A 23,454-nucleotide genomic window follows, 5' to 3' on the forward strand; every position below is an offset into this window, starting at 1 on the left:
GGGCGCGGGGTGCGCCCCGGAGAACAGAGTAAACAGCGGGACCCTGATTAGGGCAGGCTCAACCGGCCGTGTGGTCGATGGCACCGTGCTTCTCGGTGAGGTCGCGCAGCGCGCGGGCATCCCGGATGGCCTGGTCCCTGGCGATACCGGGCTGGATGCCCATGGCGGGCAGGCTGGTGCCGTCGGCGAGGTCGAGGTGGACCCAGGGGTCGCCTTCGCGGAGGTTGACGCGCAGGACCTGGGCCCAGGCCAGTTCGCGCTTGGTGGTGAGGTTCACCACCGTGACGCCCTCCTGCCGCGCCACCACCTTGGGGCGGCTGAGCAGCAGGAGGACGGCGAGCACCAGCAGCCCGGTGACGACGAAGCTGAGCCGCTCGCCGCCGGTCAGCTTCGGCAGCAGCAGCGCGATCACGGTGAGGGCGGCGAGCTGGGCGATGCCGACGGAGTACAGGACGACCCGGGTACGGGTCGGCCGGAACGTCACCGGGAGGCTGGGCAGGGGCGCGGACACGTCGTCGGGTCTTCCGTCGTGGATGCAGCGGTGCGTACGGGGGGCAGGAGGCGCGGGGGCCGGAGCCGGAGCCGGGCTCGGGTCAGAGCCGGCAGGCGTGGATACCGGTGGTCAGGATCGCGCGGGCGCCGAGGTCGTAGAGCTCGTCCATGATGCGCTGGGCGTCCTGGGACGGGACCATCGAGCGGACCGCGACCCAGCCCTCGTGGTGCAGCGGGGAGACGGTCGGCGACTCCAGGCCCGGGGTGAGGCCGACGGCCTTCTCGACGTGCTCGACCCGGATGTCGTAGTCCATCATCACGTACCGGCGGGCCACCAGCACGCCCTGCATCCGGCGCAGGAACTGGCGCACCTTCGGGTCGTCGTCCGGCGCGCCGGTGCCGCGGATGACCACGGCCTCGGACTTCAGGATCGGCTCGCCGATGATCTCCAGCCCGGCGTTGCGCAGGGTGGTGCCGGTCTCCACGACGTCCGCGATGATCTCGGCGACGCCGAGCTGGATGGCGGTTTCCACGGCGCCGTCGAGGTGGACGACGGAGGCGTCCACGCCGTTGTCGGCGAGGTGCTGCCGGACCAGGCCGGAGAACGAGGTGGCGATCGTCATACCGCCGAACTCGGTGACGTCCTTGGCGGTACCCGGACGGGTGGCGTAGCGGAACGTCGAGCCGGCGAAGCCGAGCTGGAGGATCTCCTCGGCCGGCGAGCCGGAGTCCAGCAGCAGGTCACGGCCGGTGATGCCGATGTCGAGCTTGCCGGAGCCGACGTAGACCGCGATGTCCCGCGGCCGCAGGAAGAAGAACTCGACCTCGTTCTCGACGTCGACCAGGACCAGTTCCCTGCGGTCCTTGCGCTGGCGGTATCCGGCCTCATGGAGCATCGCCGACGCAGGCTCGGACAGTGAACCCTTGTTGGGGACAGCGATGCGCAGCATGAGAGCGAATTCCTTTGCACTGAGGGGTGTTGCGGTGGGTGCGGGGGGGGGGTGGATCAGAGGTGGGCGTAGACGTCGTCGAGGGAGATGCCCTTGGCGACCATCATGACCTGGAGGTGGTAGAGGAGCTGGGAGATCTCCTCGGCGGCGGCCTCGTCGGTCTCGTACTCGGCGGCCATCCACACCTCGGCGGCCTCCTCGACGACCTTCTTGCCGATCGTATGGACACCGGCCTGTACCAGCTCGGCGGTACGGGAGGTGGCGGGGTCGCCCGTGGCGGCCTTCTGCTGGAGCTCGGAGAAGAGCTCCTCGAACGTCTTCTTGGACATGATGGTGACCACCCTACGCGGTGATGTCACTCCGGCGCGCAGCGCCTCGGCTGAAGGATGGCGGTGGGCGACGGGCGGGCGATCAGCGCCAGGGCTCGGACACGGTCCGCAGCGTCGCGGCGGTCGCGACCGCGGCGGTGACCGCTTCGTGGCCCTTGTCCTCGGTGGATCCTTCAAGGCCGGCGCGGTCGAGCGCCTGCTGCTCGGTGTCGCAGGTCAGCACGCCGAAGCCGACCGGTACACCGGTGTCCACCGACACCTGGGTCAGGCCCTGGGTGACGCCCTGGCAGACGTAGTCGAAGTGCGGGGTGCCGCCCTTGATGACCACGCCGAGGGCGACCACCGCGTCATAGCCGCGGCCGGCCAGCACCTTGGCGACGACCGGCAGCTCGAAGGCGCCGGGCACCCGCAGCAGGGTGGGCTCGTCGATGCCGAGTTCGGTCAGGGCGCGCAGCGCGCCGTCCACGAGGCCGTTCATGACCTGTTCGTGCCATTGCGCCGCGATGACGGCCACCCGCAGGTCGCCACAGTTCTTCACGGTCAGTTCGGGTGCGCCCTTGCCGCTCACGGTTCTCCTCTTACGGGTGATGGTGCCGGTGTTGGTCTTACGGGTGGTGGTGCTGGTCTCACGGGTGGTGGCGTGGTGCCGGGTGGCGGCGTGATGCCGGGTGGTGGCGTGGTGCCGGGTGGTGGCGTGGTGCCGGGTGGTGGCGTGGTGCCGGGTGGTGGCGTGGTGCCGGGTGGCGGCGTGATGCCGGGTGGTGGCGTGGTGCCGGGTGGCTACTGGTTGTCGCAGGTGGTGGCGGCGGGGGGTGCGGCGTCGGCCGCTCCGGCCGTCCCCGTGGTGGCTCCGGGGTCCAGCCAGGGCAGGTCGTGCCCCATCCGGTCCCGCTTGGTCCGCAGATACCGCAGGTTGTGCTCACCGGCCTTGACGGGCATCGGCTCCCGGCCGGTGACCTGCAGGCCGTAGCGCACGAGGGCGGCGGTCTTCTCGGGGTTGTTGGTCATCAGGCGCAGCGAGCGCACCCCGAGGTCCTGGAGCATCTGCGCGCCCGCGGCGTAGTCGCGGGAATCGGCGGGCAGGCCCAGTTCGAGGTTGGCGTCGAGGGTGTCGCGGCCGCGCTCCTGGAGTTCGTAGGCGCGCAGCTTGGACAGCAGTCCGATACCGCGCCCCTCGTGGCCGCGGAGGTAGATCACCACGCCCCGGCCGGCTTCGCTGATCCGCTGCAGCGAGGCCGCCAGCTGGGGGCCGCAGTCGCAGCGCAGCGAGTGGAAGATGTCCCCGGTCAGGCACTCGGAGTGCACCCTGACCAGGACGTCCTCGCCCTCGCCGAGCTCGCCCGCGACCAGCGCGATGTGCTCGACGCCGTCGACGGTGGAGCGGTAGCCGTAGGCCGTGAACTCGCCGTGGGCGGTGGGCAGCCGGGTCTCGGCCTCGCGGCGGACGGTGGGCTCGGACGACTGCCGGTAGGCGATCAGGTCCTCGATGGAGATGATCGACAGGCCGTGCTTCCGGGCGAACGGCACCAGTTCCGGCAGCCGGAGCATCGTGCCGTCCTCGCCCGCGATCTCCACGATGGCGGCGGCCGGGCGCAGTCCGGCCAGCCGGGCGAGGTCGACACCGGCCTCGGTGTGGCCGTTGCGGACCAGCACCCCGCCGGGCCGGGCGCGCAGCGGGAAGATATGGCCGGGCCGGACGAAGTCGCCGGCGACCGATTCGCCGGAGGCGAGCAGCCGCAGGGTGGCGGCGCGGTCGGCGGCGGAGATGCCGGTGGTCACGCCGTGCGCGGCGGTGGCGTCGACGGAGACGGTGAAGGCCGTCCGCATCGACTCGGTGTTGTGCTCGACCATCTGCGGGAGTTCCAGCCGGTCCAGCTCCGGGCCCTCCATGGGGGCGCAGATCAGTCCGCGGCACTCGCTCATCATGAAGGCGACGATCTCGGGGGTGGCCTTCTCCGCGGCGAGCACGAGGTCGCCCTCGTTCTCGCGGTCCTCGTCGTCCACGACGACCACGGGGCGGCCGGCGGCGATATCGGCGATGGCCTGCTCGACGGGGTCGAGCGCCAGGGAAGCCTCTTCGCCGGCGTTCTCGGTGTCATACCAGCTCTTGAGGGCGGTCATGCCGCTGCTCCTTCCAGGACGGTGCGGCCGGCGGCGCGCGAGCGCAGCCACCAGTCGCGCATGCCCCACCCGACGAGGGCGAGATAGACGACGTAGACGAGGCCGGAGAAGGCGAGGCCGCTGCTGAAGGCGAGCGGGACGCCGACGATGTCGACCAGCAGCCAGGCGCACCAGAACTCGACCAGTCCGCGGGCCTGGGCGACCATCGCGGCGAGCGTGCCGACGAAGATGTAGGCATCCGGCCAGGGGTTCCAGGACAGCTGCGGGACCAGGGTGAACAGGGTGCCGACGGCCGCCGTGCCCACGGCGGTGCCGCCCAGCAGCAGGCCGCGCTCACGCCAGCCGGCGAAGCGGACCGCGATGGAGCCGTCCTGCGCCTGCTGCCGGCCGCGCTGCCACTGCCGCCAGCCCCACAACGCCACGCCGATGACCAGGAGTTGCTTGCCGATGCCGCCGCTGAGGTGGGCGGAGGCATAGGCGGCGACGAGGATCACGCCGGACAGGAACTGGGCGGGCCAGGTCCAGATGGAGCGCCGCCAGCCGAGCACCAGGGCGGCCAGCCCGATGGTGTTGCCGATCATGTCCGACCAGATGACGTGCTGTCCGAAGGCGGTGAAGGCCACGCCGTTCAGCGAGTCGAGGGCGCTCACCGGTCCATCTCCTTGAGCTCGTCGAGATCCTTGAGGTCGCCGGTGCCCCGGCCGAGCAGCCGCTCGACGTACTTGGCAAGGACGTCGACCTCGAGGTTGACCGGATCGCCGGCCTTCTTGATGCCCAGGGTGGTCAGGGCGAGGGTGGTGGGGATGAGGCTGATGGTGAAGAAGTCGTCCCCGACCTCGACCACCGTCAGGCTGACGCCGTCGACGGTGATGGAGCCCTTCTCGACGACATAGCGGGACAGCGCGGCCGGCAGCGCGATCTTGACGATCTCCCAGTGCTCACCGGGGATGCGCTCGACGAGGGTGCCGGTGCCGTCGACATGCCCCTGGACGAGGTGGCCGCCCAGCCGCCCGCCGAGCGCCATCGGGCGCTCCAGGTTGACCCGCGAGCCGGCGCTCAGCGCGCCGAGGCTGGAGCGGTTCAGGGTCTCGGCCATCACATCGGCGGTGAACTCACCGTCGGCGGTGTCCACGACGGTCAGACAGACGCCGTTGACGGCGATCGAGTCGCCGTGCTTGGCATCTTCGGTGACGACGGGGCCGCGCAGCCGGAAGCGGGAGGAGTCACCGAGGTCTTCCACGGCGGCGACCTCACCCAGTTCTTCGACGATTCCGGTGAACACTTCAGTTCTCCTCGGGGAGGGCGTGGCGGATGGGGGTGGCGGTGATACGCAGGTCGGGTCCGAGCCGTTCGGTGTCGGTCACGTCGAGCCGCAACGCCTGGGCGATCGTGGTGATTCCGGCGTCGCCGACGGCGGCCGGTCCGGCGCCGAGCAGTACCGGCGCGAGATAGCCGACGACCTTGTCGACGGCCCGGGCGGCAAGGAAGGCCCCGGCGAGCGTGGGGCCGCCTTCGAGCAGGACGGAGCGCACCCCGCGCTCGTACAGGGCCTGGAGCAGTGCGGGGAGGGACAGCCCGCGTCCCCCTGCGGCGCGCGGCAGCCGGAGGAGCGGGGCGAGGCCTTCGAGGTGGCCGGCGTCGGCGTCCTCGGCGACCGCGATGAGGGTGGGGGCCGTGCCGTCCAGGACGCGGGCGCCGGCCTTGACAGCAGTGGCGCCGGAGTCGACGACGACCCGCAGCGGCTGGCTGATCTCGTCGCCGGCGAGCCCGCTGATCCGGGCGCCGAGCTGCGGGTCGTCGGCGCGGGCGGTACCGGAGCCGACGATGACGGCGTCCGCGGCGGCCCGCAGCCGGTGCACATCGGCGCGCGACTCGGGCGAGGAGATCCAGCGGCTGGTGCCGTCGGCGGCGGCGATCCGGCCGTCGAGGGTGGCGGCGTACTTCCACAGGACGAACGGGCGGCGGCGCAGGACCGAGGTCAGCCAGGCCTCGTTGCCGGCGGCGGCCTCGTCGGCGAGCAGCCCGCCCTCGACGTCGATCCCGGCGCCGGCCAGGGTGCAGGCGCCGCCGGTGGCCGTCGGGTCGGGGTCGGAGACGGCGTAGACGACGCGGGCGATCCCGGCGTCGATCAGGGCCTGGGCGCAGGGACCGGTGCGGCCGGTGTGGTTGCAGGGTTCGAGGGTGACCAGTGCGGTGCCGCCCCGGGCCCGCTCGCCCGCATCGCGCAGGGCATGGATCTCGGCGTGCGGCCCGCCGGCCCGCTGGTGCCAGCCCTCGCCCACCGTGCGGCCCGCGGCGTCCAGGACGACACAGCCGACCACGGGGTTGGGGCTGGTGTGCCCGAGACCGCGCGCGGCGAGCTCGATGGCTCGGCGCATCGCCGCGGTCTCGACGGGGGCTGCGGTGGCCACCGGGTCCTCCTGCCTCTCAGGGCACGGACTCCGGGGCTGTCTGGACGACAGAAAGCGGAACAACTCCACGGGAACACCACAGCCGGAAAGGAGAACCCGTCCGGGAAAAAGATCCGGACGCGCCGCCGACGGCGGTGTACCGAAGCTGGCCCGCCGCGCACTGCCTCCCATCCGGACTTTCACCGTCGGTGCAGGAATTTCACCTGCTCAACCGGCCGCTGGCTGCGGACGGGTCGCGGACTGTTACCGCCGGTTCGGAATTACACCGACCCCGGAGTGCGCTGCTGCTTCTTATGTCAGTACAGCTTCAGTCTGCCACGCCCGGTAGTCGCCCATGCGGGCGAAGCGCTGTGGGCTGCCTCACAGCACCCGGCGCGTCGCCTGTCACGGACGGCGCAGGTGATTCGTCATAACGGAGAAGTACGCCTCCCTCAAGGACTGATCCGTGATGGCGACAATTCTGGTGACCGGCGGCACGGGCACACTCGGGCGCCCCCTGGTCGGCCGACTGCTCGACGACGGCCATGACGTCCGGTCGCTGAGCCGTCGGCCGCACACCGGCACGGCACGCCCGCGCCCGCGTTCGTACGCGGTCGACCTGCGGGACGGCACGGGCCTGCCCGAGGCCGTGACGGACGTGCACGCGATCGTGCACTGCGCCTCGACACCGGCCGGCGGGGACACGGAGGCGGCCGGGCGGCTCGTCGAGGCGGCGAAGGCGGCGGGCGTGGCGCACCTGGTGTTCATCTCGATCGTCGGCGTGGACCGGGTCCCGATCGGCTACTACCGCACCAAGCTCGCCGTGGAACGCCTGATCGAGGACTCCGGTATCGGCTGGACGGTGCTGCGGACGACGCAGTTCCACAACCTCGTGCTCGACGTGGTCAAGGCGGGCGCCCGGTCGCCGGTGCTCCCGGTGCCTACGGGCGTACGGGTGCAGCCGGTCGAGGTACAGGAAGTCGCCGCCCGGCTGGCCGAGTTGGTGGTCGGCGAGCCGGCCGGGCGGGTCACCGACATGGGTGGTCCCGAGGTGCTGGACGTCCGGGAGCTCGTACGGGTCACGCTGGAAGCGGGTGGGCGGCGCCGGCTGCTGATGCCGCTGTGGCTGCCGGGCGCGTCCGCCGCGGCACTGCGCCGCGGCGGCAACCTCACCCCGGAGCACGCCGATGGGTTGCGGACCTACGCCGAATTCCTCGCGGAGCGTGCGGGGGCCGGAGCCCGTCGATGACGTGCCGCCACATCGGTTGGCGCGGGGAGGCAGTCGCCCCCGCCGGCTCACCCCGCGGACGTGAACAGCTCGTTCTGCGCGGCATCGCGCGCGGCGAGGACGGCGCCGCGCAGCACCGCCCGCCCCTCGACCGTCCCCGCGCGGACGTCGGTGCGCAGCGGGGAGAGCCGGGCCAGCTGCCCGGCGACCCGCCCGGCGAGCACCTCGCCGCCGCCACGGCCGACCTCCCCGCCGAGCACGACACACCCGGGGTCGAGCACGGCGCACACCGCCGCCACGCCGAGGGCGATCCGCGCGGCCAGTGCGTCCAGGAAGGCCGCACCGGCGTCGCCGGCGGACACGGCGGCCCGTACGACGGCTTCGGCGGGCGGGGCGTCGGTGTCGCCATCGGTGTCGGTGTCGGTGCCGGTGTCGGTGTCGGACGACGGCGTATGCGCCGTGTTGGGCCTGATGCCGGTCGCCGCGGAGAGGCCGTGTTCCGCGGCGAGGGCGCAGATCGCGGCGGAGCCCGCCAGGGAGTGGAAGCCGCCGTCGCAGCCGCTCGCCGAGGGCAGCGCGGCGGTGCCGGGCACCGGCAGATAGCCGATCTCGCCGGTGCCGCCCGAGGCGCCGCGTCGCAGCGTGCCGTCCAGGACGACCGCGGCGCCGGTGCCATGGCCGAGCCAGAGCAGGACGAAGGTGTCGTGGTCGCGGGCCGCACCGTCATGCTGCTCGGCGAGGGCGGCGAGGTTGACCTCGTTCTCCAGCAGGACGGATACGGCACGCCGCGCGCGCAGGGCACCGACCAGGGCGACCTGCCAGGACGGGATCCGGCCGGTGCCGCCGAGCCGCCCGGTGGCGGGGTCGACCAGGCCGGGGGCGCCGATGGCAATGGTGTGGGGGTGGGGTGCGCCCGCCGCGGCAAGCGCCTTGTCCACGGCGGCGAGGGCGGTGGCGACGGCCCCCTCGGGCGTGTCGTCGGCACCGATGGGCACGGTGCGCTCGTCGCGTACCTCGCCGAGGAGGTCCGCGACCGCGACGGTGACGCCGTGCGCCCGTAGATCGAGGCCGACGAGATGCGCCCGGTCGGCGACGATTCCGTAGAGCCGGGCATTGGGGCCGCGCCGCTGTGCGCCGCTTTCGCCGACCACGGCGATCAGCCCGGCCTCCTGGAGGCGTTCGACGAGATCCGCCACGGTCGGCCGGGAGAGGCCGGTCAGCGCGGTGAGCTGACCTGCCGTCAGCGCCCCTTCGCACTGCAGGAGTTGCAGAACCAGCCGGTCGTTGATCAGCCGTGCGGTGGCCGGGGAGGCGGTGCGTCCGGCCGCTGCCGCGCGCGGTGCTTGCATGGCGTGAAGCTTCCCTCCGGTCGGGCCAACACCGTTATTATCAGGCAGGGTTCCTGATAATTTACGCGCCATGGCTGGCAACGGTGTCCCTCACGACGTCACCCCGCTCCCCCCTGACGAGCTGCGCCGCGCACGCCGCTCCGTCGCCCTGGTGTTCCTCGTTCATGGCTCGGTCACCGGTAACTTCGCGACCCGTATCCCCTGGATCCAGGACCACACCGGCATGTCGCCGGGCCAGCTCGGCCTGGCGCTCGCCTTCCCCGCGATCGGCGCGTCCCTGGCGATGCCGCTGGCCGGCCGGATCAGCCACCGCTTCGGCGCCCGCACCGCGCTGCGCGGTCTGCTCGCCCTGTGGACCCTGTCGCTGCTCCTGCCCGCCCTCTCCCCCGGCCTGTACACCCTGTGCCCGGCGCTGCTGCTCTACGGCGCGGCCTCCGGGACGTCGGACGTCGCGATGAATGCGCTGGGTGTGGAGACCGAGAACCGGCTCGGCAAACCGATCATGTCGGGGCTGCACGGCATGTGGAGTGCGGGCGCCTTGCTCGGCTCGGCGGCCGGCACCGTGGCCGCACACGCCGGGTGGGACGCCCGGCTCCATCTGACCGGTGCGGCACTCGTCCTGACCCTGCTCGGTGCGCTCGCCTGCCAGGGCGTACTGGATCTGCGCAGCGCCCCCGAGGAGCATCCACCGCCGCGCTTCGCGCTGCCGCCGAAGTCGGCACTGCTCATCGGGGCCATCGGCTTCTGCGCGGTCTTCGCGGAGGGCGCCGGCCTGGACTGGTCGGCGGTCTACCTCCGCGACGAACTGGGCACCGATGCGGGCCTGGCGGCCGCGTCGACCACTGCCTTCGCCTGCACCATGGCCGCCGCCCGGCTGGCCGGGGACAAGGTGGTGGCCCGCTTCGGCCCGGTGCACACGGTGCGGGCCGGCGGGGTGCTGGCGGCGGCCGGTGGCCTGCTGATCGTCGCGGCCCGGCATCCGGCCATGGCCATGGCCGGATTCGGCCTGATGGGCCTCGGGATCGCGGTCGTGGTCCCGCTGGCCTTCGCGGCCGCCGGGCGCAGCGGTCCCGCGCCCAGCCAGGCGATCGCGGGTGTCGCCACGATCACCTACACCTCCGGGCTGATCGCCCCGTCCGCGATCGGCGGTATCGCCCAGGCGACCTCACTGACCCTGTCGTTCATGCTGGTGACGGCGCTGGCGTGCGGGCTGGTGATGGGCGCGCGGGTCCTGCGGGTACCGAGCCGTACGGCGTCCGGCAGCGCCCCCGCGATGACCGGCGACCTGGAACGGTCGTGACCCCGGCCGCTCCACATCACCGACGGCGGCGGTCGTGGCCCCGGCCGCTCCGCATCGCCGACGGGTCAGGCCGCGTCCGCCTCGGTGCCCGCGTCCGGCTCCTCCGGCCGGAGCAGCTGCGCCGCGACGTTCCGGGCGCGGTCGGACCAGGGGGTGGGGCGCAGCGTCTGCGCATCGACGCGGACCAGCACCCGGTGGCCCTGGGCGTAGGTCTCGCTGCCGTCGGCCGAACAGAGCCGGAAGCCGTAGGTGAGGCCGGTGCGGCCGAGGCGGGCGACCCAGAGGTGTGCCGCATAGCGGCCGGGACGGGTGACCGGACGCTCATAGGAGACGCGCATCTCCTTGATGACGTTGCACATATCGCCCGCTGCGGCCCAGTCGCCGTCGAAGCCGAAGCCATGGCCGTGCCAGTACTCGGCCCAGGCGCGCTCGGCCAGCAGCGGGTAGCGGGAGTTGTGGAGCATGCCGAGCGCGTCGAGGTCGTCGAAGTGGACGGTGACGGGGACCAGTTCGCCGTACGGAACGGTGGTGGTCTGCAGGGTTTCGACGCTCACGGGTGGTGCTCCTGGGGTCTGGGCGCGCCGGCCGGCGCTGTTGATGCGGATGGTTCTGGCGGTACGGGTGGCATTCATGTGATGAGCCGCAGCCATCGTAAGCGGCTGCTTAGAATGCTCGGTCCGCCGGGATACCGGGCGTGGTGACCACGGGCCGGACCGTGGAGCCGTGGCCCTGAGCGAGTGCCGGAGGACAGGGCGACCACGAACCGGGCGACCACGAACCGGGACGACTGTCCCCCCGGCATCGCGCAGCGGTCTTCAGCCTGATCCCCGGGCACGGTGCCGCTCCCAGCCCCTCCAGTAGCCGGCGTCACCACGCGAGGGACGCCCCGGTGGCCGGAGTCGGGTCCGGGGCGGCGGTGCGGATCCGTGGCCGGGATGCAGGGGCGCCGGGTGACGACGAGGGCAACGGCGGGGTGCTTCGGGTCCGTGGCCCCCCGGAACACCGTGTGTTCCCTGGCGAGTTCCGACGGCACACCGCAGGCCGGGATGGGCCCGGACCCGCTGTGGAGCTACTGCCGCCGGCCTTCTCCGGGCCGCGGCGCAACATCACAATGGGCCCCATGAGCTCAAACGATGTGCCCCGCGCAGAGGGCGACCCCCTCCCCGCGAAGCCCGTCCTTCCCGATCTGGCCGCGGCTCACGAACGCGGGCCGGCCGCTGCGGTCGAGGTGAGGTGGCAGCAGCTGATCCTGAGGTGGCAGTGGGTGCATGAGCGCCACGAGACCTGCTATCCGGCTCGGCCGTACCCGGGAGTCGTCCCGCTCCTCAAGGCGGCTCTCGCGGAGCCGAGACTGCGGCAGCTCTTTCCCTTCACCAGCCACCACACCTTGTGCTTCAGCAGCTGCACACGGCACCCGTACGTCCTGCAAGTGCCGTCCGTCGACCCATTGTTCGACGGACGGTTCCGCGTCCGCCGGCCTCGCAGCTCTTACGTGATCGGCTACCGCGAAACGGCCGAGGAGGCCATCGCCCTGGTCACCGCTCATCTCCCGGCCACGCTCGAACCCGCCGTCGCCCAAGCCGACGGCGTCGGGCGATGAACGCCGGCACGTCATGGCACCTGCTGGCCGGGGTCACGACTGCGGGCAAGCCGCAGCCACGGGCAGGGGGCGGCGGCGCTTCAGCCTCTTGACCGAAGGCTGCCACGGCAGCAACGACAGCCACGGCTGCCGCCTCGTACAAAGGGCAGCGGACCGGGCGCCGGCGTCATTGTTACGGTCGCGGGATGGAGAGCTGGGGCGAGGGCACCGTACGCGCTCGGATACGGGAGATGGCAGCACGGGACGGGGAGCGGGCGCGCTTCGGGGCGGATACGCACCGGTACGCGCTGACGCCCGCGCTGCCGGAGGCGGAGATCAGGGCGTTCGAGAAGGCCCACGGGGTCGATCTGCCGACGGAGTACCGGTCTTTCGTCGCGGTGGTGGGCAACGGTCCCGCCGGTCCCGGCCACGGGTTGATGCCGTTGACCACGCCCCGGCCGGAGGCCGGCGAGGAGTGGGCCGTGGACGACGAGTGGGAAGAGGACCGGCTGCCGGGCCGACTCTCCGCTCCGTTCCCCCTCGCCGAACCCCTGCCCGGCCGGATCGGCGCATCGACCGCTGAACTGACCCGGGGCACGCTGATGCTGGCCGAAGAGGGCTGCGGCCGCTACATCCGGCTGATCCTGACCGGCCCGCGCGCGGGCGAGATCTGGCGGATCGACCCGGACTGGGGCGGCTTCGTCCCGGTGAGCCCTGGCTTTCGCACCTGGTACACCGAGTGGCTGCAGCGTCCGTGAACACGCCTCACGCGTGGGCACGGGGTGTGCCGTTGTCGGCGGGCCGGGTAATCGATCAGCAGAGGTGTGGGAGCCGGCCCGGCCGTGCCTGACGTGTTGCAGGCATCAGCCCTCCCCGTCCGTGGGCTCCGTGTACTCGCTGGTCCCGGCGTCGAGGAGAGGCGTGCGTGGCCGGCCTGCCGCCCTGGAGAGCCAGCGCAGGGAATGGTAGCCGGTGAGCACGGTGAGCGTCCCCAATGCGATGCCGCTCAGTTCGAAGTGCTCGGTGAACTTCAACGAGACACCTCCAATGGCAATGATGATCCCGGTCGCTGCCGGAATGAGGTTCAGGGGAACCGAGAAATCCACCTTGTTCCGCACCCAGATCTGGGCTCCCAGCAGGCCGATCATGCCGTACAGGATGACGGTGATGCCGCCCAGCACCCCGCCGGGAATCGCCGCCACCACCGCGCCGAACTTCGGGCACAGGCCGAAGAGCAAGGCGAAGCCGGCCGCCGCCCAGTAAGCCGCGGTGGAGTAGACCCTGGTGGCCGCCATCACGCCGATGTTCTCGGCGTAGGTCGTGGTGGCGGGGCCACCCACCGCAGTCGACAGGACCGTTGCCGTGCCATCGGCGATGATGGCCACGCCCATCTTGTCCTCCAAGGCATCACCGGTCATGGCACCGACCGCCTTGATGTGTCCGGCATTCTCCGCGATCAGCGCGACGAGGACCGGCAGCGCGACGAGGACCGCGGAGGCGGAGAAGTTCGGTGCGTGGAACGTGGGAAGGCCGATCCAGTCAGCCTTTTCCACTCCGGAAAAGTCGATGCGCCAGTGATCCGTGAGCTTGCCCGCGCCATTGACCGAATGAATCTTTCCTGCGGTGCGGTCAAGAATCCAGGACAGCGCATAGCCGAAGACCAGGCCCAAGAAGATGGCGATCCGCGACCAGAAGCCTCGAAGCGCGACGAGAGCGAGTCCGGTGAACAGCATCGTCGCCAGAGCCGTCCACTGGTCCTGCGGCCAGTACGTGGACGCCGTAACGGGGGCGAGGTTGAAGCCGATCAGCATCACGACCGCGCCGGTCACCACCGGCGGCAGCACGGCGTGGATCACCCGCGCCCCGACGGCATGGATGACGAAGCCGCAGCCGGCCAAACAGGCACCCACCACGAGCATCGCACCCGTCAGCGTGCCGGCGTCGCCCCCCTGACCCGCGATCACGGCAGACACGCCCACGAAAGAAAGCGAGGAGCCCAGGTAACTGGGGATGCGTCCGCGGGTCATCACCAAGAACAGCGCGGTGGCCACACCCGACGCCATCAGGGCAAGACTGGGGTCCAGCCCCATGAGCACGGGGGCAACGAAACACGCCCCGATCATCGATACGACATGCTGGGCGCCGAGCGCGATCGTGCGCCCCCAGGTCAGGCGCTCCCCGGGCCTGACCACCTCGCCGGGCTTCAGATGTCGCCCGTCTCCATGCACTGTCCACCCGAAGCCGGCCATGATCACTCTCCACTCCGCAACGCCCTGCACGTCACAGAGCCGAGGTGATTCATAGTCGAACGACTGCGTCTGGACAAACTGACGCCGCCGTGCCGCCATGCCGCCGTGCCACAACGAGGCGCACCGTTCGTTACCTCGTTCCGGTCAACGAGCGGGAGCAAACCTCCCTATCCGTAATCGGAGTGTCACGCTGAGTGGATGACGACGACTCAGCGCTATGACATCCGTGGCAGGCCGGACCCGACCGCAGGGGCCACCGCCCGGCCGCCCGCCGCCCCGGGATCCACGTCCGCGACCGACCTGGCGGAAGTACTGGCCCGGATGCGGGCGCTGGCCGCGGCGCTGCCCGCCGAGGACGGGGTGGCCGTCTTCAACGGGGTCTATCTGGCGGTCACCGAAGCCGTGGCACGGCACATCGGGGACGGTGCGTTCCAGGACCCGGCGGCCGCGGGCGAGCTGGACGTCCGTTTCGCGCGGCGGTACTTCGACGCGGTGGATGCCACGGCCGCCGGGCTGCGGCCACCGGCCTGCTGGCGTCCGCTCTTCCAGCTCCGCCGCCACCCGGGAGTGCATCCGCTGCAGTTCGCGATGGCCGGGATCAATGCCCACATCGGCCACGATCTGGCGCTGGCGGTGCTGGACACCTGCCGGGCGCTGGAGTGCGAACCGGCCGCGCTGGAAAGCGACTTCGACCGGGTCGGCGGGGTGCTGACGGGCCTGGAGGAGCAGATCCGTGAGCGGCTGATGCCCGGCCCCGATGTGCTGGACGTGGCCGATCCGCTGACGCATCTGATCGGGTCGTGGAGCCTGGACAAGGCCAGGGACGGCGCCTGGGTGGCGGCCAGGGCACTGTGGAGCGTACGCCGGCTGCCGGAGGTGGCCGAGGAGCTCACCGAGGGGCTGGACGCCGGGGTGGGCCTGGTCGGGCGGATGCTGCTGACTCCGCTGCCCGGCTGATCCGCCCCTGGGCTGCCTTGGCCGCCCTTAGCCGTCCTCCCGGCCGGGAAGCGGCGCCCCCTGGAGAAACGCCCGGTAAGCGTCAGCGGCGTCCTCCTCCACGGTCGGCCCTTCGGGTCCGTACCGAGTGTCGCTCCGGTCGCGCTTGGGTCCGGAGATCCAGAAATCCTCATCGGTTTCGACGTCGTAGAAATTTGCGTCGCGCAAGCCGAGACCCGTAGCACGCCGCAGGGTCCGGCCTTGGAAGTAGGCCGTTTTCCAGGTTTGGGAGAAGTCCACCCACCCGATCCACGAGGGTCCGCGGTCGATGTCATGGCCCGTTTTGAGCTGCACGAACATGATTCTGCGAGGCATGGCCCCAGCTTGGCCGATCGCGCTGCTCCGGCACACCGATTTTGTGGACCGATCCGATGATCCACGAGAAACGGCCCGGCGGACCGGCGGACCGGCGGACGGGAGAGTGCGGACGGGAGGACGGGAGGACGGGAGGACGGGAGGACGGGAGGACGGGAGGACGGCGGTTCGTGGAAGGCCCGTCGCTCTACGGTTCCCCGGCAAGGGCCGCGCCGGGTCCGCCGGGTCCGCCGGGCGCGCCGGGTCCCGTCCCCCGCCCGTACCTAGTCCTCGGGCAGTTCGACCGGAGCGATCTCGTCGTACACGTCGCCCGGGCCCGGGTTCGTGGCATCGGTCGCTCCGCCGAAGTGGTGCATCACGCCCCACACCGCGTTCAGCGCGGTCTGCACGGCGCCCTCGGCCCAGCCCGCGGTCCAGGAGATGTCGTCGCCCGCGAGGAACAGGCCCCGCTTGTCCTCGGGGAGCCGGTCCTGCATGAAGTGGGTGAACAGGCGGCGCTGGTAGCGATAGTGGCCGGGCAGGTTCGCCTTGAAAGCGCCCATGAAGTAGGGCTCGTTCTCCCAGGAGACAGTGACCGGGTTGCCGATGATGTGCTTGCGGATGTCGACCTTCGGATAGATCTCCGACAGCGACTTCAGCATGACCTCCATCCGCTCGTTCGCCCCCAGCGGCAGCCACTTGAGGCTGTCGTCACACCAGGTGTAGGAGAGGCAGATGACGGCGGGCTCGTCCGGTCCGTTGTCGAGCAGATAGGTACCGCGGGTCATCCGGTCCGTCAGCGTCATCGACATGACGTCACGTCCCGTGTCCTCGTCCTTGTCGAGCCAGAACGGCCGGTCGACGGGCACGAAGAGCTTGCTGGACTCCATGTAGTGGGTACGCTCCATCGCCGTCCAGTGGTCGATGGGGAACAGCGAATCGTCGCACGCGATCTTGCTCAGCAGCATCCAGGACTGCGCGGTGAAGACGGCTGCCTCGTACGTGCGGATGTCGCCGTCGGCGTCGGTCACCGTGATGTGGTTGCCGGCGGTGCGGTTCAGGCGGGTCACCGCGGGCCGCGGCGTCCCGTCGTGCAGCGACGACAGCGAGGTACCCGGCGCCCAGTGCACGATCTTCGCCGGCTCCCGCTCCCACAGACGCAGCGGCAGCTGCTGGCTGCCGCCGACGATGCCGCGGTGGTGGTCGTCGGCCTCGGTGTAGACGACCCGCAGGATCTCCAGGATGGAGTTGGGGAAGTCGGTGTCCCAGCCGCCGGTGCCGAAGCCGACCTGGCCGAAGATCTCGCGGTGGCGGAAGGACTTGAAGGCCGTCGAGTCGCAGAGGTAGCCGTAGAAGGTCTGGTTGTCGAGCTTCTCGACGAGCCGGGACCAGATCTCGCGGATGCGCGGGACGTCGCGCTCACGGATCGCCTGGTTCATGTCGGAGAAGTCCGCGCCCTCTTCCAGGCAGGCGTTCCAGGCGTCCATGACCTGGTGGTAGACCTCGGGGAGGTCGTCGACCGTACGCGCGTAGTGGGACTCGCCCTTGAGGTCGACGACGGTCGAGGGGGTGTCCGGCGCCAGCGGGTTGGGGAACGGCTTGGTCGCGAGGCCCACCAGGTCGATGTAGTGCTGGAGCGCCGTCGAGGACGGCGGGAAGCGCATCGCGCCCATCTCGGCGGTCAGGCCCGCGGCGTCGGGCGGGGTGCCCTCGAAGCCGATGGTGCGCAGCCGGCCGCCTATCTGATCCGCCTCGTAGAGGACGGGCTTGAGGCCCATCTTCATCAGCTCGTAGGCGGTGATGATGCCGGAGAGGCCACCGCCGATGACCGCGACCTCCTTGCCGTGCTCGATCGCGGGGACCTGGCCGAGGCCCGCCGGGTGAGCGAGGAAGTCGTCGTAGGCGTACGGGAAGTCCGGGCCGAACATGGTGATCGGCGGCTGGGCATCCGCGTGGTGGGCGGCGGTGGGCACCGTGGACGTCATGGGGGCGGACTCCTTGCAGACAGGGCACAGCAGGCAGGGCAGCGCGGGCCGGGTGGTTTGGCCTGCGGCGGTTCAGGGGGGGTCGGCCTGCGGCGGAACAGAGGGGGGCGGGCGGGGTCGGATCAGGGGGTCGGGCGAGGGCGGTTCAGATCAGCGGGCCGTACAGCTCCGGCCGGCGGTCGTGCAGATAGGGGTTGTCCGCCCGGGATTCCTTCAGGAAGGCGGGGTCGACCTCGGCCCGTACCAGCTGCTCGGTGCGGCCGGCGCGGGTACGGACGACACCGTCCGGGCCGGCCAGGCAGCTGAGGCCGACGAACTCGAACTCGCCCTCCGCACCGACCCGGTTGACGTACGCGAGGTACATCTGGTTCTCGAAGGCGCGGACCGGGATGACGGACTCGGCGACGAACTGGAAGGGGTGCATCTGCGCGGTGGGTACCAGCAGCAGATCGGTGCCGGCCAGCGCATGGGCCCGGACGTTCTCCGGGAACTCCACGTCGTAGCAGATCAGCAGGCCGATCCGGAGGCCGGCCAGCTCGGCCTGGACGACCGCCCGCTCCCCCGGGGTGAACCATTCGTGCTCGAAGCAGCCGAAGAGATGCGTCTTGCGGTAGTTCGCGAGGCGCTCGCCGTCCGGCCCGATGAGCTGCGCCGAGTTGTACACCGCGGCACTGTCGGGCTCGTCCTGCGCGGCGCGCTCGGGGTAGCCGTAGAGCACCGCGATGCCGTGCTCGGCGGCGATCTTCCCGATGGCCTGGGCGCTGTCGCCGTCGGCGGTCTCGGCGAGGCGGTGGACCTCGGCGCCGATGGCATAGCCGGTGAGGAACAGTTCGGGGCAGGCGAGCAGTCCGGCGCCGGTCGCCGCTGCCGCGCGGGCCGCGTCGTCGAGGACCCGCAGATTGTGCGCGACATCGCCCGGCCGGCCCGAACTCTGGAGCAGGGCGGTGTGCAGCGACGTCATGGGACCCCTCGGCGAGGACGTTACGGGTGGACGCATTGACGGTACGGGCCGCCGACGATCGGGGACAAGGAGTCACCGTTGCGCGCCGAGGGACGATTCATTGCGCGTTCAAGGGACTGTGCGGTGATTCATTGCGCGTCACGCCGCAGGGGCAGCGGACCCGTGCACACCCCGGCTCCCGGTGCACGCCGGGCCGCGACCCCCGGTACACGCCGGCCCACGGCTCCCGGTACACGCCAGGCGACGACTCCCGGTGCACACGGCGCCCCGGCTCCCCGTGCACGCCGGGCCCCTCAGCGTGCGGACGAGCGGCCCCCCCGGGGCCCGCCCGGGGCCCGCCCGGGACCCGCCCGGGACCCGCCCGGGACCCGCCCGGGACCCGCCCGGGGCCCGCCCGGGCTGACCGGCAGCACCGCGGCAGCCATCGCGTTCAGCCCTCAGCGGGCGGCAGGTCCCGCAGGAGCTCCCGTACCGTCTTCCGCACCATCCCGCGCAGCCAGCGGTGCCCCGCGTCGGCTTCGTGGCGCGGGTGCCACGCCATCTCCATGGTGATCTGCGGCAGTGCGAACGGGATCGGCAGGGTGCGCAGCCCCAGCCCGCGGACCGTCCAGCCGCCGGTCCGGGCATTGACCAGGCCGACCGCATCGGTGTCCCGGACCATCATCAGCGAGGCGGCGAAGGTCGGGACGGTGGCGATCACCGTGCGCCGCAGCCCGCGTTCGGCGAGCGCCGTATCGAGGGGGCCGGTCAGCCGCCCGCGCCGGGAGAAGTTCAGATGCGGGGCGTCGGCGAACCTCCGCGCGGTGAGTTTCCCGGTGGTCAGCGGGTGCCCCTCGCGCACCACCGCAACCATGTGGTCGACGAACAGCTCCGTCCTGCGGATCTCCGGCTCGTGGCTGTCGATCACCCCGAGCTCCAGGTCCGCCGCACCGTCCCGCAGCAGCGGCACATCGATATGGCTCTCGCCGAGGAAACGCAGCACGACCTGCGGGGCTTCCTCGGCGATGCGGGCGACCAGCCGCGGGCCGAGCGCGGTGACCACGAGGTCATTGGCGTAGAGGGTGAACACCCGGGCCAGTTCGGCCGGGTCGGCCGGCGAGGACGGGGCCAGCACGCCGTGCGCCGCCTCCACCAGCCGGCGCACCTCGGCCCTGATCTCCAGGGCGCGCGGGGTGGGCACCATCTGGCGGCCGGCGCGGACCAGGACGGGGTCGCCGATGGTGCGGCGGATGCGGCCGAGTGCGCGGCTCATGGCCGGTCCGGAGAGTCCGAGCCGGTCGGCGGCCGCGGTCACGCTCTGTTCTTCGAGCAGGGCGTCCAGCGACGTCAGCAGGTTGAGGTCGATGTTTGCGCCTCGTGCAATCATTCAGTGCACACCTTGCATTTGAGGTTAACTCAGCAGGACTCTAGCGTCCCGGCCATGACCTCGACCGTGTCCCCTCCGGACTCCTCTGCGGGCTCCCCTCCGGACTCCTCTCCGAACTCCCCTCCCACGCCTGTCGGCACCCCCGCCCGGCGGCGTTCGGTGACGGCCGCGATGTGTGCCTGTGTGCTGGTCGCGCAGTCGCTGGTGGCCGCGATAAATCTCGCGATACCCAAGATCGCCGCAAGCGGGCTGCACCCCTCCCCCGCCCAGCTGCTGTGGATCGTCGACACCTATGTGCTGGTCTTCGCGGGGCTGCTGATCCCGGCCGGTGCGCTCGGCGACCGGGTGGGCCGCAAGGGCGTGCTGCTCACGGGTCTCGGGGTGTTCGCCGCGGGTGCGCTGCTGAGCGCGTCGGCGGCCGGTCTGCCGGTGCTGCTGGCGGGCCGGGCCCTGTCGGGCGCGGGGGCCGCGCTCCTGGTGCCGGCGACCATGTCCGTACTGCTGCACTCCTCCCCGCCCGACCGCAAGGCCGGGGCGGTGGCCGCCTGGAGCACGGCGGTCGGCATCGGCGGGATGGCGGGCAACGCGGGCGGCGCGCTGATCCTGCAATACCTGCCCTGGCAGGGGCTGTTCTGGGGGTATGTGCCCCTCGCCCTGGCCCTGCTGAGCTGGGTCGCGGCGGCCGCGCCCCGGATTCCCCGGCAGACCGCGGCACTCGATCTGCCCGGCTCGGCGCTGCTGGTCCTGGGAGCGGCGGCGCTGCTCTTCGGCATCATCGAAGGCCCGGGCCTGGGCTGGACCTCCGTCCCGGTGACCGGCGCCTTCGTCATGGCGGTGGTGGTGTGCGCGGTGTTCGTACGGCACGGTCTGCGGGCCGCGCACCCGGTGCTGGATCCGCGGCTGTTCCGGCTGCCGCGGCTGCGCGCCGGCAGCATCGGCATCGCCGTCACCTTCTTCGGGATGTTCGCGCTCTTCTACGTCAATGCGCAGTTCCTGCAGTACGTGAAGGGGTACTCACCCCTGCAGACGGGCTGCGCGATCGTGCCGCTGGCCGTCGGGATGATGGCGGTGACGAAGTACGGCATGCGCGGGGCGCAGCGGGCCGGGGAGGCCAGGACGGTGGGCGTCGGACTGGCGCTGATCGCGGCCGGTCTGCTGCTGCTCTCCACGGCGGACGCCCACACTCCGTACGCCTGCTACCTGGTGTTTCTCCTGGTGATGTCGGCCGGGGCGGGGCTGGCGATGCCGACGCTGTCGCATGCGATCGTGGCGTCCGTACCGGCCCGGAGTTCCGGGATGGGGTCCGGACTGCAGGGCGCCGCACGGGAGTTGGGTGCGGCGCTGGGGATCGCCGTGGTGGGCACCGTACTGTCCGTGCGCTTCGCCTCGGGTACCGGGGACGGCGCTGCTGCGGCCACCGCGTTCACCGCTGCCATGGCGCTGGGATACCGGATCGCGGCGGGCGTGGTGCTGGTGGTGGGCCTCGCCGTGGTGCGCGGCCTGCGCACCGGTGCACGAGCCGAGCCGGGCCGGATCCCGGCCTGAAAGGCAGGTGGCCCTCACCCGGGTAACGGGACAGTCCTACGGACGGGCGCAGGAAGGGAATGCGGCGCCCGTCCAGCGGGCGCACGCACCAGGCACCGCGAGGCCCGCCCTACGGGCGAACGACGGGACTGTGCCGACGCCCCCTAGCCCGGCGCCCCCGAGCTGTAGCGTCGCAGCAGCGGCGAGAGCACCAGGACGGATTTCGTCCGCTCCACGAACGGTTCACCCGCGATGCGCTCCAGCACCCGCTCGAAGTGCCGCATGTCGGAGGCGAAGACCTGGACGACGGCGTCCGCCTCACCGGTGACGGTGGAGGCGGACGCCACTTCCGGGTAGCGCGACAGGCCGCGGTGGATCGACTCGGGCGAGGTGTTGCGGCGGCAGTAGATCTCGATGAACCCCTCGGTCTCCCAGCCGAGCGCGGCCGGATCGACCCGTACGGTGAAGCCGGTGATCGCGCCGTCGGCCCGCAGCCGGTCCACCCGGCGCTTGACGGCCGGCGCGGACAGCCCGACCTCCTGGCCGATATCGGCGTAGCTGCGGCGGGCGTCCTCGGCGAGGGCGTGGACGATGCGTTCGTCGAGATCGTTCAGTCGCACTGCGGGTGGATCACTTCTCTGCGGTGGCCAATCGGGAGCGGCGCAAGCCGTAACCGAAGTAGACCACAAGGCCCACGGCCATCCAGACACCGAAGACCACCCAGGTCACGGCGCCGAGGCTGGCCATCATGCCGAGGCACAGCAGAAAGCCGATCGTGGGGAAGAGCGGCGAGAGCGGGGTCCGGAAGCTGCGCGGCATCTCGGGGCGGGTGCGGCGCAGCACGATCACCGCGACATTGACCAGCGCGAAGGCGAACAGCGTGCCGATGCTGGTGGCGTCGGCCAGCTGGCCCAGCGGCACCGCGGCGGCGAGGATCCCGCAGAACAGCGAGACGATCACGGTGTTGGCACGGGGCGCACCGCTCTTCGGGTGCACCTTGGCGAACACCTTCGGCACCAGCCCGTCCCGGGACATCGCGAAGAGGATGCGGGTCTGGCCGTAGAGCACGGTCAGCACGACGCTGGCGATGGCGATGACCGCGCCGAAGGCGAGCAGTACCGCCCAGAAGCTCTGGCCGGTGACGTCCTTCATGATCCCGGCGAGCGCGGCCTCCGAGCCCTCGAACTTCTGCCAGGGCATGGCGCCGACGGCGATGGCCGCGACCAGGCAGTACAGCGCGGTGACGATCACCAGCGAGAGCATGATCGCGCGCGGCATGTCGCGCTGCGGGTTCTTGGCCTCCTCACCGGCGGTGGAGGCGGCATCGAAGCCGATGTACGAGAAGAACAGGGTGGCGCCGGCCGCGCTGACACCCGCCATGCCCATCGGCATGAAGTTCGCGTAGTTGCCCGACTTCACGCCCTGCACGGCGACGCCGCAGAACAGCAGCAGGGCAACGATCTTGACGATGACCATGATCGTGTTGGCGCGGGCACTCTCCTTGGCCCCGCCCAGCAGGAACACCATCGCCAGCAGCACGACCAGCAGGGCCGGCAGGTTGAAGACGCCGCCGTCACCGGGCGGCTGGGACAGCGCGTCCGGGATGGTGAACCCCAGCGTGCCGTCGAGCAGCTCGTTCAGATACTGGCCCCAGCCCACGGCGACGGCCGCGACCGAGACGCCGTACTCCAGGATCAGGCACCAGCCGCAGACCCAGGCGACCAGCTCACCGAGGGTGGCGTAGGCGTAGGAGTACGACGATCCGGAGACCGGGATGGTGCCGGCCAGCTCCGCGTAGGACAGCGCGGAGAACAGGGCGGTGATACCGGCGATGACGAAGGAGAGGATGACCGCGGGCCCGGCGTCCGGGACGGCCGTGCCGAGGACCACGAAAATGCCGGTGCCGAGCGTGGCGCCGATGCTGATCATCGTCAGCTGCCACATACCCATCGAGCGGCGGAGCGTTCCCCCCTCGCCCTTGCCGCCCTCGGCGACCAGCCGCTCGACGGGCTTGCGCCGCATCAACCGGGTGCCGAGGCCTCCGGAGGCATGCGGTGGGGGCCCTGCGGGCGGGGCTGCGCCGTGCTCCAACACTGGGGTGGCTCCTTTATCGCTGCCGATCAGATGACGGTACGGAGGACGGCGACCGGCAGCGGTCGGTACACGGGCATGCCGAAGCAACCCGCAGCAGGAGACCGCCGAGCAGACGGACTCCGTCACTCCACGTACAGCGCATGACCTTACGGCCCGCCGCTGACCTGCCGTAATGCAGGTTCCTTGCGCAACAGCGACTGATCGTTGCGCACCGGCGCGCCGGGCAGCCGTTCGTTGCGCGCCGGGG

23 protein-coding genes and 1 riboswitch are annotated in these 23,454 nt (G+C 71.5%); of the genes, 6 read left to right on the forward strand and 17 right to left on the reverse strand.

What is annotated here, in order from left to right; genetic code table 11:
* Window positions 1-58: 58 nt before the first annotated feature.
* The 8 genes from ACF088_RS23385 to ribD all read right to left on the reverse strand — a co-directional run bounded on the left by ACF088_RS23385 (window position 59) and on the right by ribD (window position 6,303).
* Window positions 59-511 carry a PH domain-containing protein gene (locus ACF088_RS23385; RefSeq protein WP_392377711.1) on the reverse strand — a complete coding sequence of 151 codons (453 nt, stop codon included), beginning with the start codon at window positions 509-511 and terminating at the stop codon, window positions 59-61.
* An 82-nt stretch (window positions 512-593) separates the two neighbouring features.
* The gene (gene hisG / locus ACF088_RS23390) at window positions 594-1,442 is read right to left on the reverse strand and encodes an ATP phosphoribosyltransferase (RefSeq protein WP_392377712.1); all 849 of its coding nucleotides are present in this window, start codon (window positions 1,440-1,442) and stop codon (window positions 594-596) included.
* A gap of 56 nt (window positions 1,443-1,498) precedes the next feature.
* On the reverse strand, window positions 1,499-1,771 hold the full coding sequence (locus tag ACF088_RS23395; RefSeq protein ID WP_392377713.1) for a phosphoribosyl-ATP diphosphatase: 273 nt from the start codon (window positions 1,769-1,771) through the stop codon (window positions 1,499-1,501).
* Window positions 1,772-1,853: 82 nt separating this feature from the next.
* The gene (gene ribH / locus ACF088_RS23400; RefSeq protein WP_086720683.1) at window positions 1,854-2,339 is read right to left on the reverse strand and encodes a 6,7-dimethyl-8-ribityllumazine synthase; all 486 of its coding nucleotides are present in this window, start codon (window positions 2,337-2,339) and stop codon (window positions 1,854-1,856) included.
* A gap of 212 nt (window positions 2,340-2,551) precedes the next feature.
* A complete protein-coding gene (locus tag ACF088_RS23405; protein WP_392377714.1) occupies window positions 2,552-3,892 on the reverse strand; it encodes a bifunctional 3,4-dihydroxy-2-butanone-4-phosphate synthase/GTP cyclohydrolase II in 1,341 nt (446 codons plus the stop codon).
* Window positions 3,889-4,542 (reverse strand): nicotinamide riboside transporter PnuC, encoded by a 654-nt coding sequence (locus ACF088_RS23410; protein WP_392377715.1) that lies wholly within the window; start codon window positions 4,540-4,542, stop codon window positions 3,889-3,891. The genes ACF088_RS23405 and ACF088_RS23410 overlap by 4 nt, the downstream gene beginning before the upstream one ends.
* Window positions 4,539-5,174, reverse strand: a complete 636-nt coding sequence (locus ACF088_RS23415) for a riboflavin synthase (RefSeq protein WP_392377716.1) — start codon at window positions 5,172-5,174, stop codon at window positions 4,539-4,541. Before ACF088_RS23415 ends, ACF088_RS23410 begins: the two co-directional genes overlap by 4 nt.
* Before the next feature lies 1 nt (window position 5,175).
* Complete coding sequence (ribD, locus tag ACF088_RS23420) at window positions 5,176-6,303, reverse strand: bifunctional diaminohydroxyphosphoribosylaminopyrimidine deaminase/5-amino-6-(5-phosphoribosylamino)uracil reductase RibD (RefSeq protein ID WP_392377717.1); 1,128 nt, start codon at window positions 6,301-6,303, stop codon at window positions 5,176-5,178.
* A gap of 153 nt (window positions 6,304-6,456) precedes the next feature.
* Window positions 6,457-6,587, reverse strand: a riboswitch (FMN riboswitch).
* A gap of 164 nt (window positions 6,588-6,751) precedes the next feature.
* Here ribD and ACF088_RS23425 point away from each other — a divergent pair.
* On the forward strand, window positions 6,752-7,531 hold the full coding sequence (locus ACF088_RS23425; protein ID WP_392377718.1) for an SDR family oxidoreductase: 780 nt from the start codon (window positions 6,752-6,754) through the stop codon (window positions 7,529-7,531).
* Between the two features lie 47 nt (window positions 7,532-7,578).
* Here the strand turns inward: ACF088_RS23425 and ACF088_RS23430 are convergent, their stop codons facing one another.
* On the reverse strand, window positions 7,579-8,859 hold the full coding sequence (locus ACF088_RS23430; protein WP_392377719.1) for an ROK family transcriptional regulator: 1,281 nt from the start codon (window positions 8,857-8,859) through the stop codon (window positions 7,579-7,581).
* A 70-nt stretch (window positions 8,860-8,929) separates the two neighbouring features.
* Here ACF088_RS23430 and ACF088_RS23435 point away from each other — a divergent pair, with 70 nt between their 5' ends.
* Window positions 8,930-10,159 (forward strand): MFS transporter, encoded by a 1,230-nt coding sequence (locus ACF088_RS23435; RefSeq protein WP_392377720.1) that lies wholly within the window; start codon window positions 8,930-8,932, stop codon window positions 10,157-10,159.
* 65 nt (window positions 10,160-10,224) lie between these two features.
* Here ACF088_RS23435 and ACF088_RS23440 read toward each other — a convergent pair whose 3' ends face one another.
* Window positions 10,225-10,713: an acyl-CoA thioesterase gene (locus tag ACF088_RS23440; RefSeq protein WP_392377721.1), complete on the reverse strand. Its 489-nt coding sequence runs from the start codon at window positions 10,711-10,713 to the stop codon at window positions 10,225-10,227.
* Window positions 10,714-11,279: 566 nt separating this feature from the next.
* On the opposite strand from ACF088_RS23440, the gene ACF088_RS23445 reads away from it, so the two are divergent.
* Together ACF088_RS23445 and ACF088_RS23450 are read left to right on the forward strand one after the other, a co-directional pair.
* Window positions 11,280-11,759 (forward strand): DUF6193 family natural product biosynthesis protein, encoded by a 480-nt coding sequence (locus tag ACF088_RS23445; protein ID WP_392377722.1) that lies wholly within the window; start codon window positions 11,280-11,282, stop codon window positions 11,757-11,759.
* Between the two features lie 185 nt (window positions 11,760-11,944).
* The gene (locus ACF088_RS23450; protein WP_392377723.1) at window positions 11,945-12,496 is read left to right on the forward strand and encodes an SMI1/KNR4 family protein; all 552 of its coding nucleotides are present in this window, start codon (window positions 11,945-11,947) and stop codon (window positions 12,494-12,496) included.
* Between the two features lie 105 nt (window positions 12,497-12,601).
* Here ACF088_RS23450 and ACF088_RS23455 read toward each other — a convergent pair whose 3' ends face one another.
* On the reverse strand, window positions 12,602-13,987 hold the full coding sequence (locus ACF088_RS23455; protein WP_392377724.1) for a uracil-xanthine permease family protein: 1,386 nt from the start codon (window positions 13,985-13,987) through the stop codon (window positions 12,602-12,604).
* Window positions 13,988-14,287: 300 nt separating this feature from the next.
* Between ACF088_RS23455 and ACF088_RS23460 the strand changes: the two genes are divergently transcribed.
* The gene (locus ACF088_RS23460) at window positions 14,288-14,944 is read left to right on the forward strand and encodes a DUF5995 family protein (RefSeq protein WP_392377788.1); all 657 of its coding nucleotides are present in this window, start codon (window positions 14,288-14,290) and stop codon (window positions 14,942-14,944) included.
* A 27-nt stretch (window positions 14,945-14,971) separates the two neighbouring features.
* Here the strand turns inward: ACF088_RS23460 and ACF088_RS23465 are convergent, their stop codons facing one another.
* The 4 genes from ACF088_RS23465 to ACF088_RS23480 form a co-directional block, all read right to left on the reverse strand.
* Window positions 14,972-15,298: a hypothetical protein gene (locus tag ACF088_RS23465; protein WP_392377725.1), complete on the reverse strand. Its 327-nt coding sequence runs from the start codon at window positions 15,296-15,298 to the stop codon at window positions 14,972-14,974.
* Between the two features lie 263 nt (window positions 15,299-15,561).
* Window positions 15,562-17,262 (reverse strand): flavin monoamine oxidase family protein, encoded by a 1,701-nt coding sequence (locus tag ACF088_RS23470; protein ID WP_392377726.1) that lies wholly within the window; start codon window positions 17,260-17,262, stop codon window positions 15,562-15,564.
* Window positions 17,263-17,407: 145 nt separating this feature from the next.
* A complete protein-coding gene (locus ACF088_RS23475) occupies window positions 17,408-18,223 on the reverse strand; it encodes a carbon-nitrogen hydrolase family protein (RefSeq protein ID WP_392377727.1) in 816 nt (271 codons plus the stop codon).
* A 430-nt stretch (window positions 18,224-18,653) separates the two neighbouring features.
* A complete protein-coding gene (locus ACF088_RS23480) occupies window positions 18,654-19,589 on the reverse strand; it encodes a LysR family transcriptional regulator (RefSeq protein ID WP_392377728.1) in 936 nt (311 codons plus the stop codon).
* Window positions 19,590-19,643: 54 nt separating this feature from the next.
* Between ACF088_RS23480 and ACF088_RS23485 the strand changes: the two genes are divergently transcribed.
* Complete coding sequence (locus ACF088_RS23485; protein WP_392377729.1) at window positions 19,644-21,134, forward strand: MFS transporter; 1,491 nt, start codon at window positions 19,644-19,646, stop codon at window positions 21,132-21,134.
* A 143-nt stretch (window positions 21,135-21,277) separates the two neighbouring features.
* Here ACF088_RS23485 and ACF088_RS23490 read toward each other — a convergent pair whose 3' ends face one another.
* Both ACF088_RS23490 and ACF088_RS23495 read right to left on the reverse strand, forming a co-directional pair.
* Window positions 21,278-21,733 (reverse strand): Lrp/AsnC family transcriptional regulator, encoded by a 456-nt coding sequence (locus tag ACF088_RS23490; RefSeq protein WP_159747959.1) that lies wholly within the window; start codon window positions 21,731-21,733, stop codon window positions 21,278-21,280.
* 10 nt (window positions 21,734-21,743) lie between these two features.
* Window positions 21,744-23,207: an amino acid permease gene (locus ACF088_RS23495; protein WP_392377730.1), complete on the reverse strand. Its 1,464-nt coding sequence runs from the start codon at window positions 23,205-23,207 to the stop codon at window positions 21,744-21,746.
* Window positions 23,208-23,454: the final 247 nt, after the last annotated feature.

The sequence above is a fragment of the Streptomyces sp. NPDC015125 genome, assembly GCF_043080045.1.
Classification (GTDB): domain Bacteria; phylum Actinomycetota; class Actinomycetes; order Streptomycetales; family Streptomycetaceae; genus Streptomyces.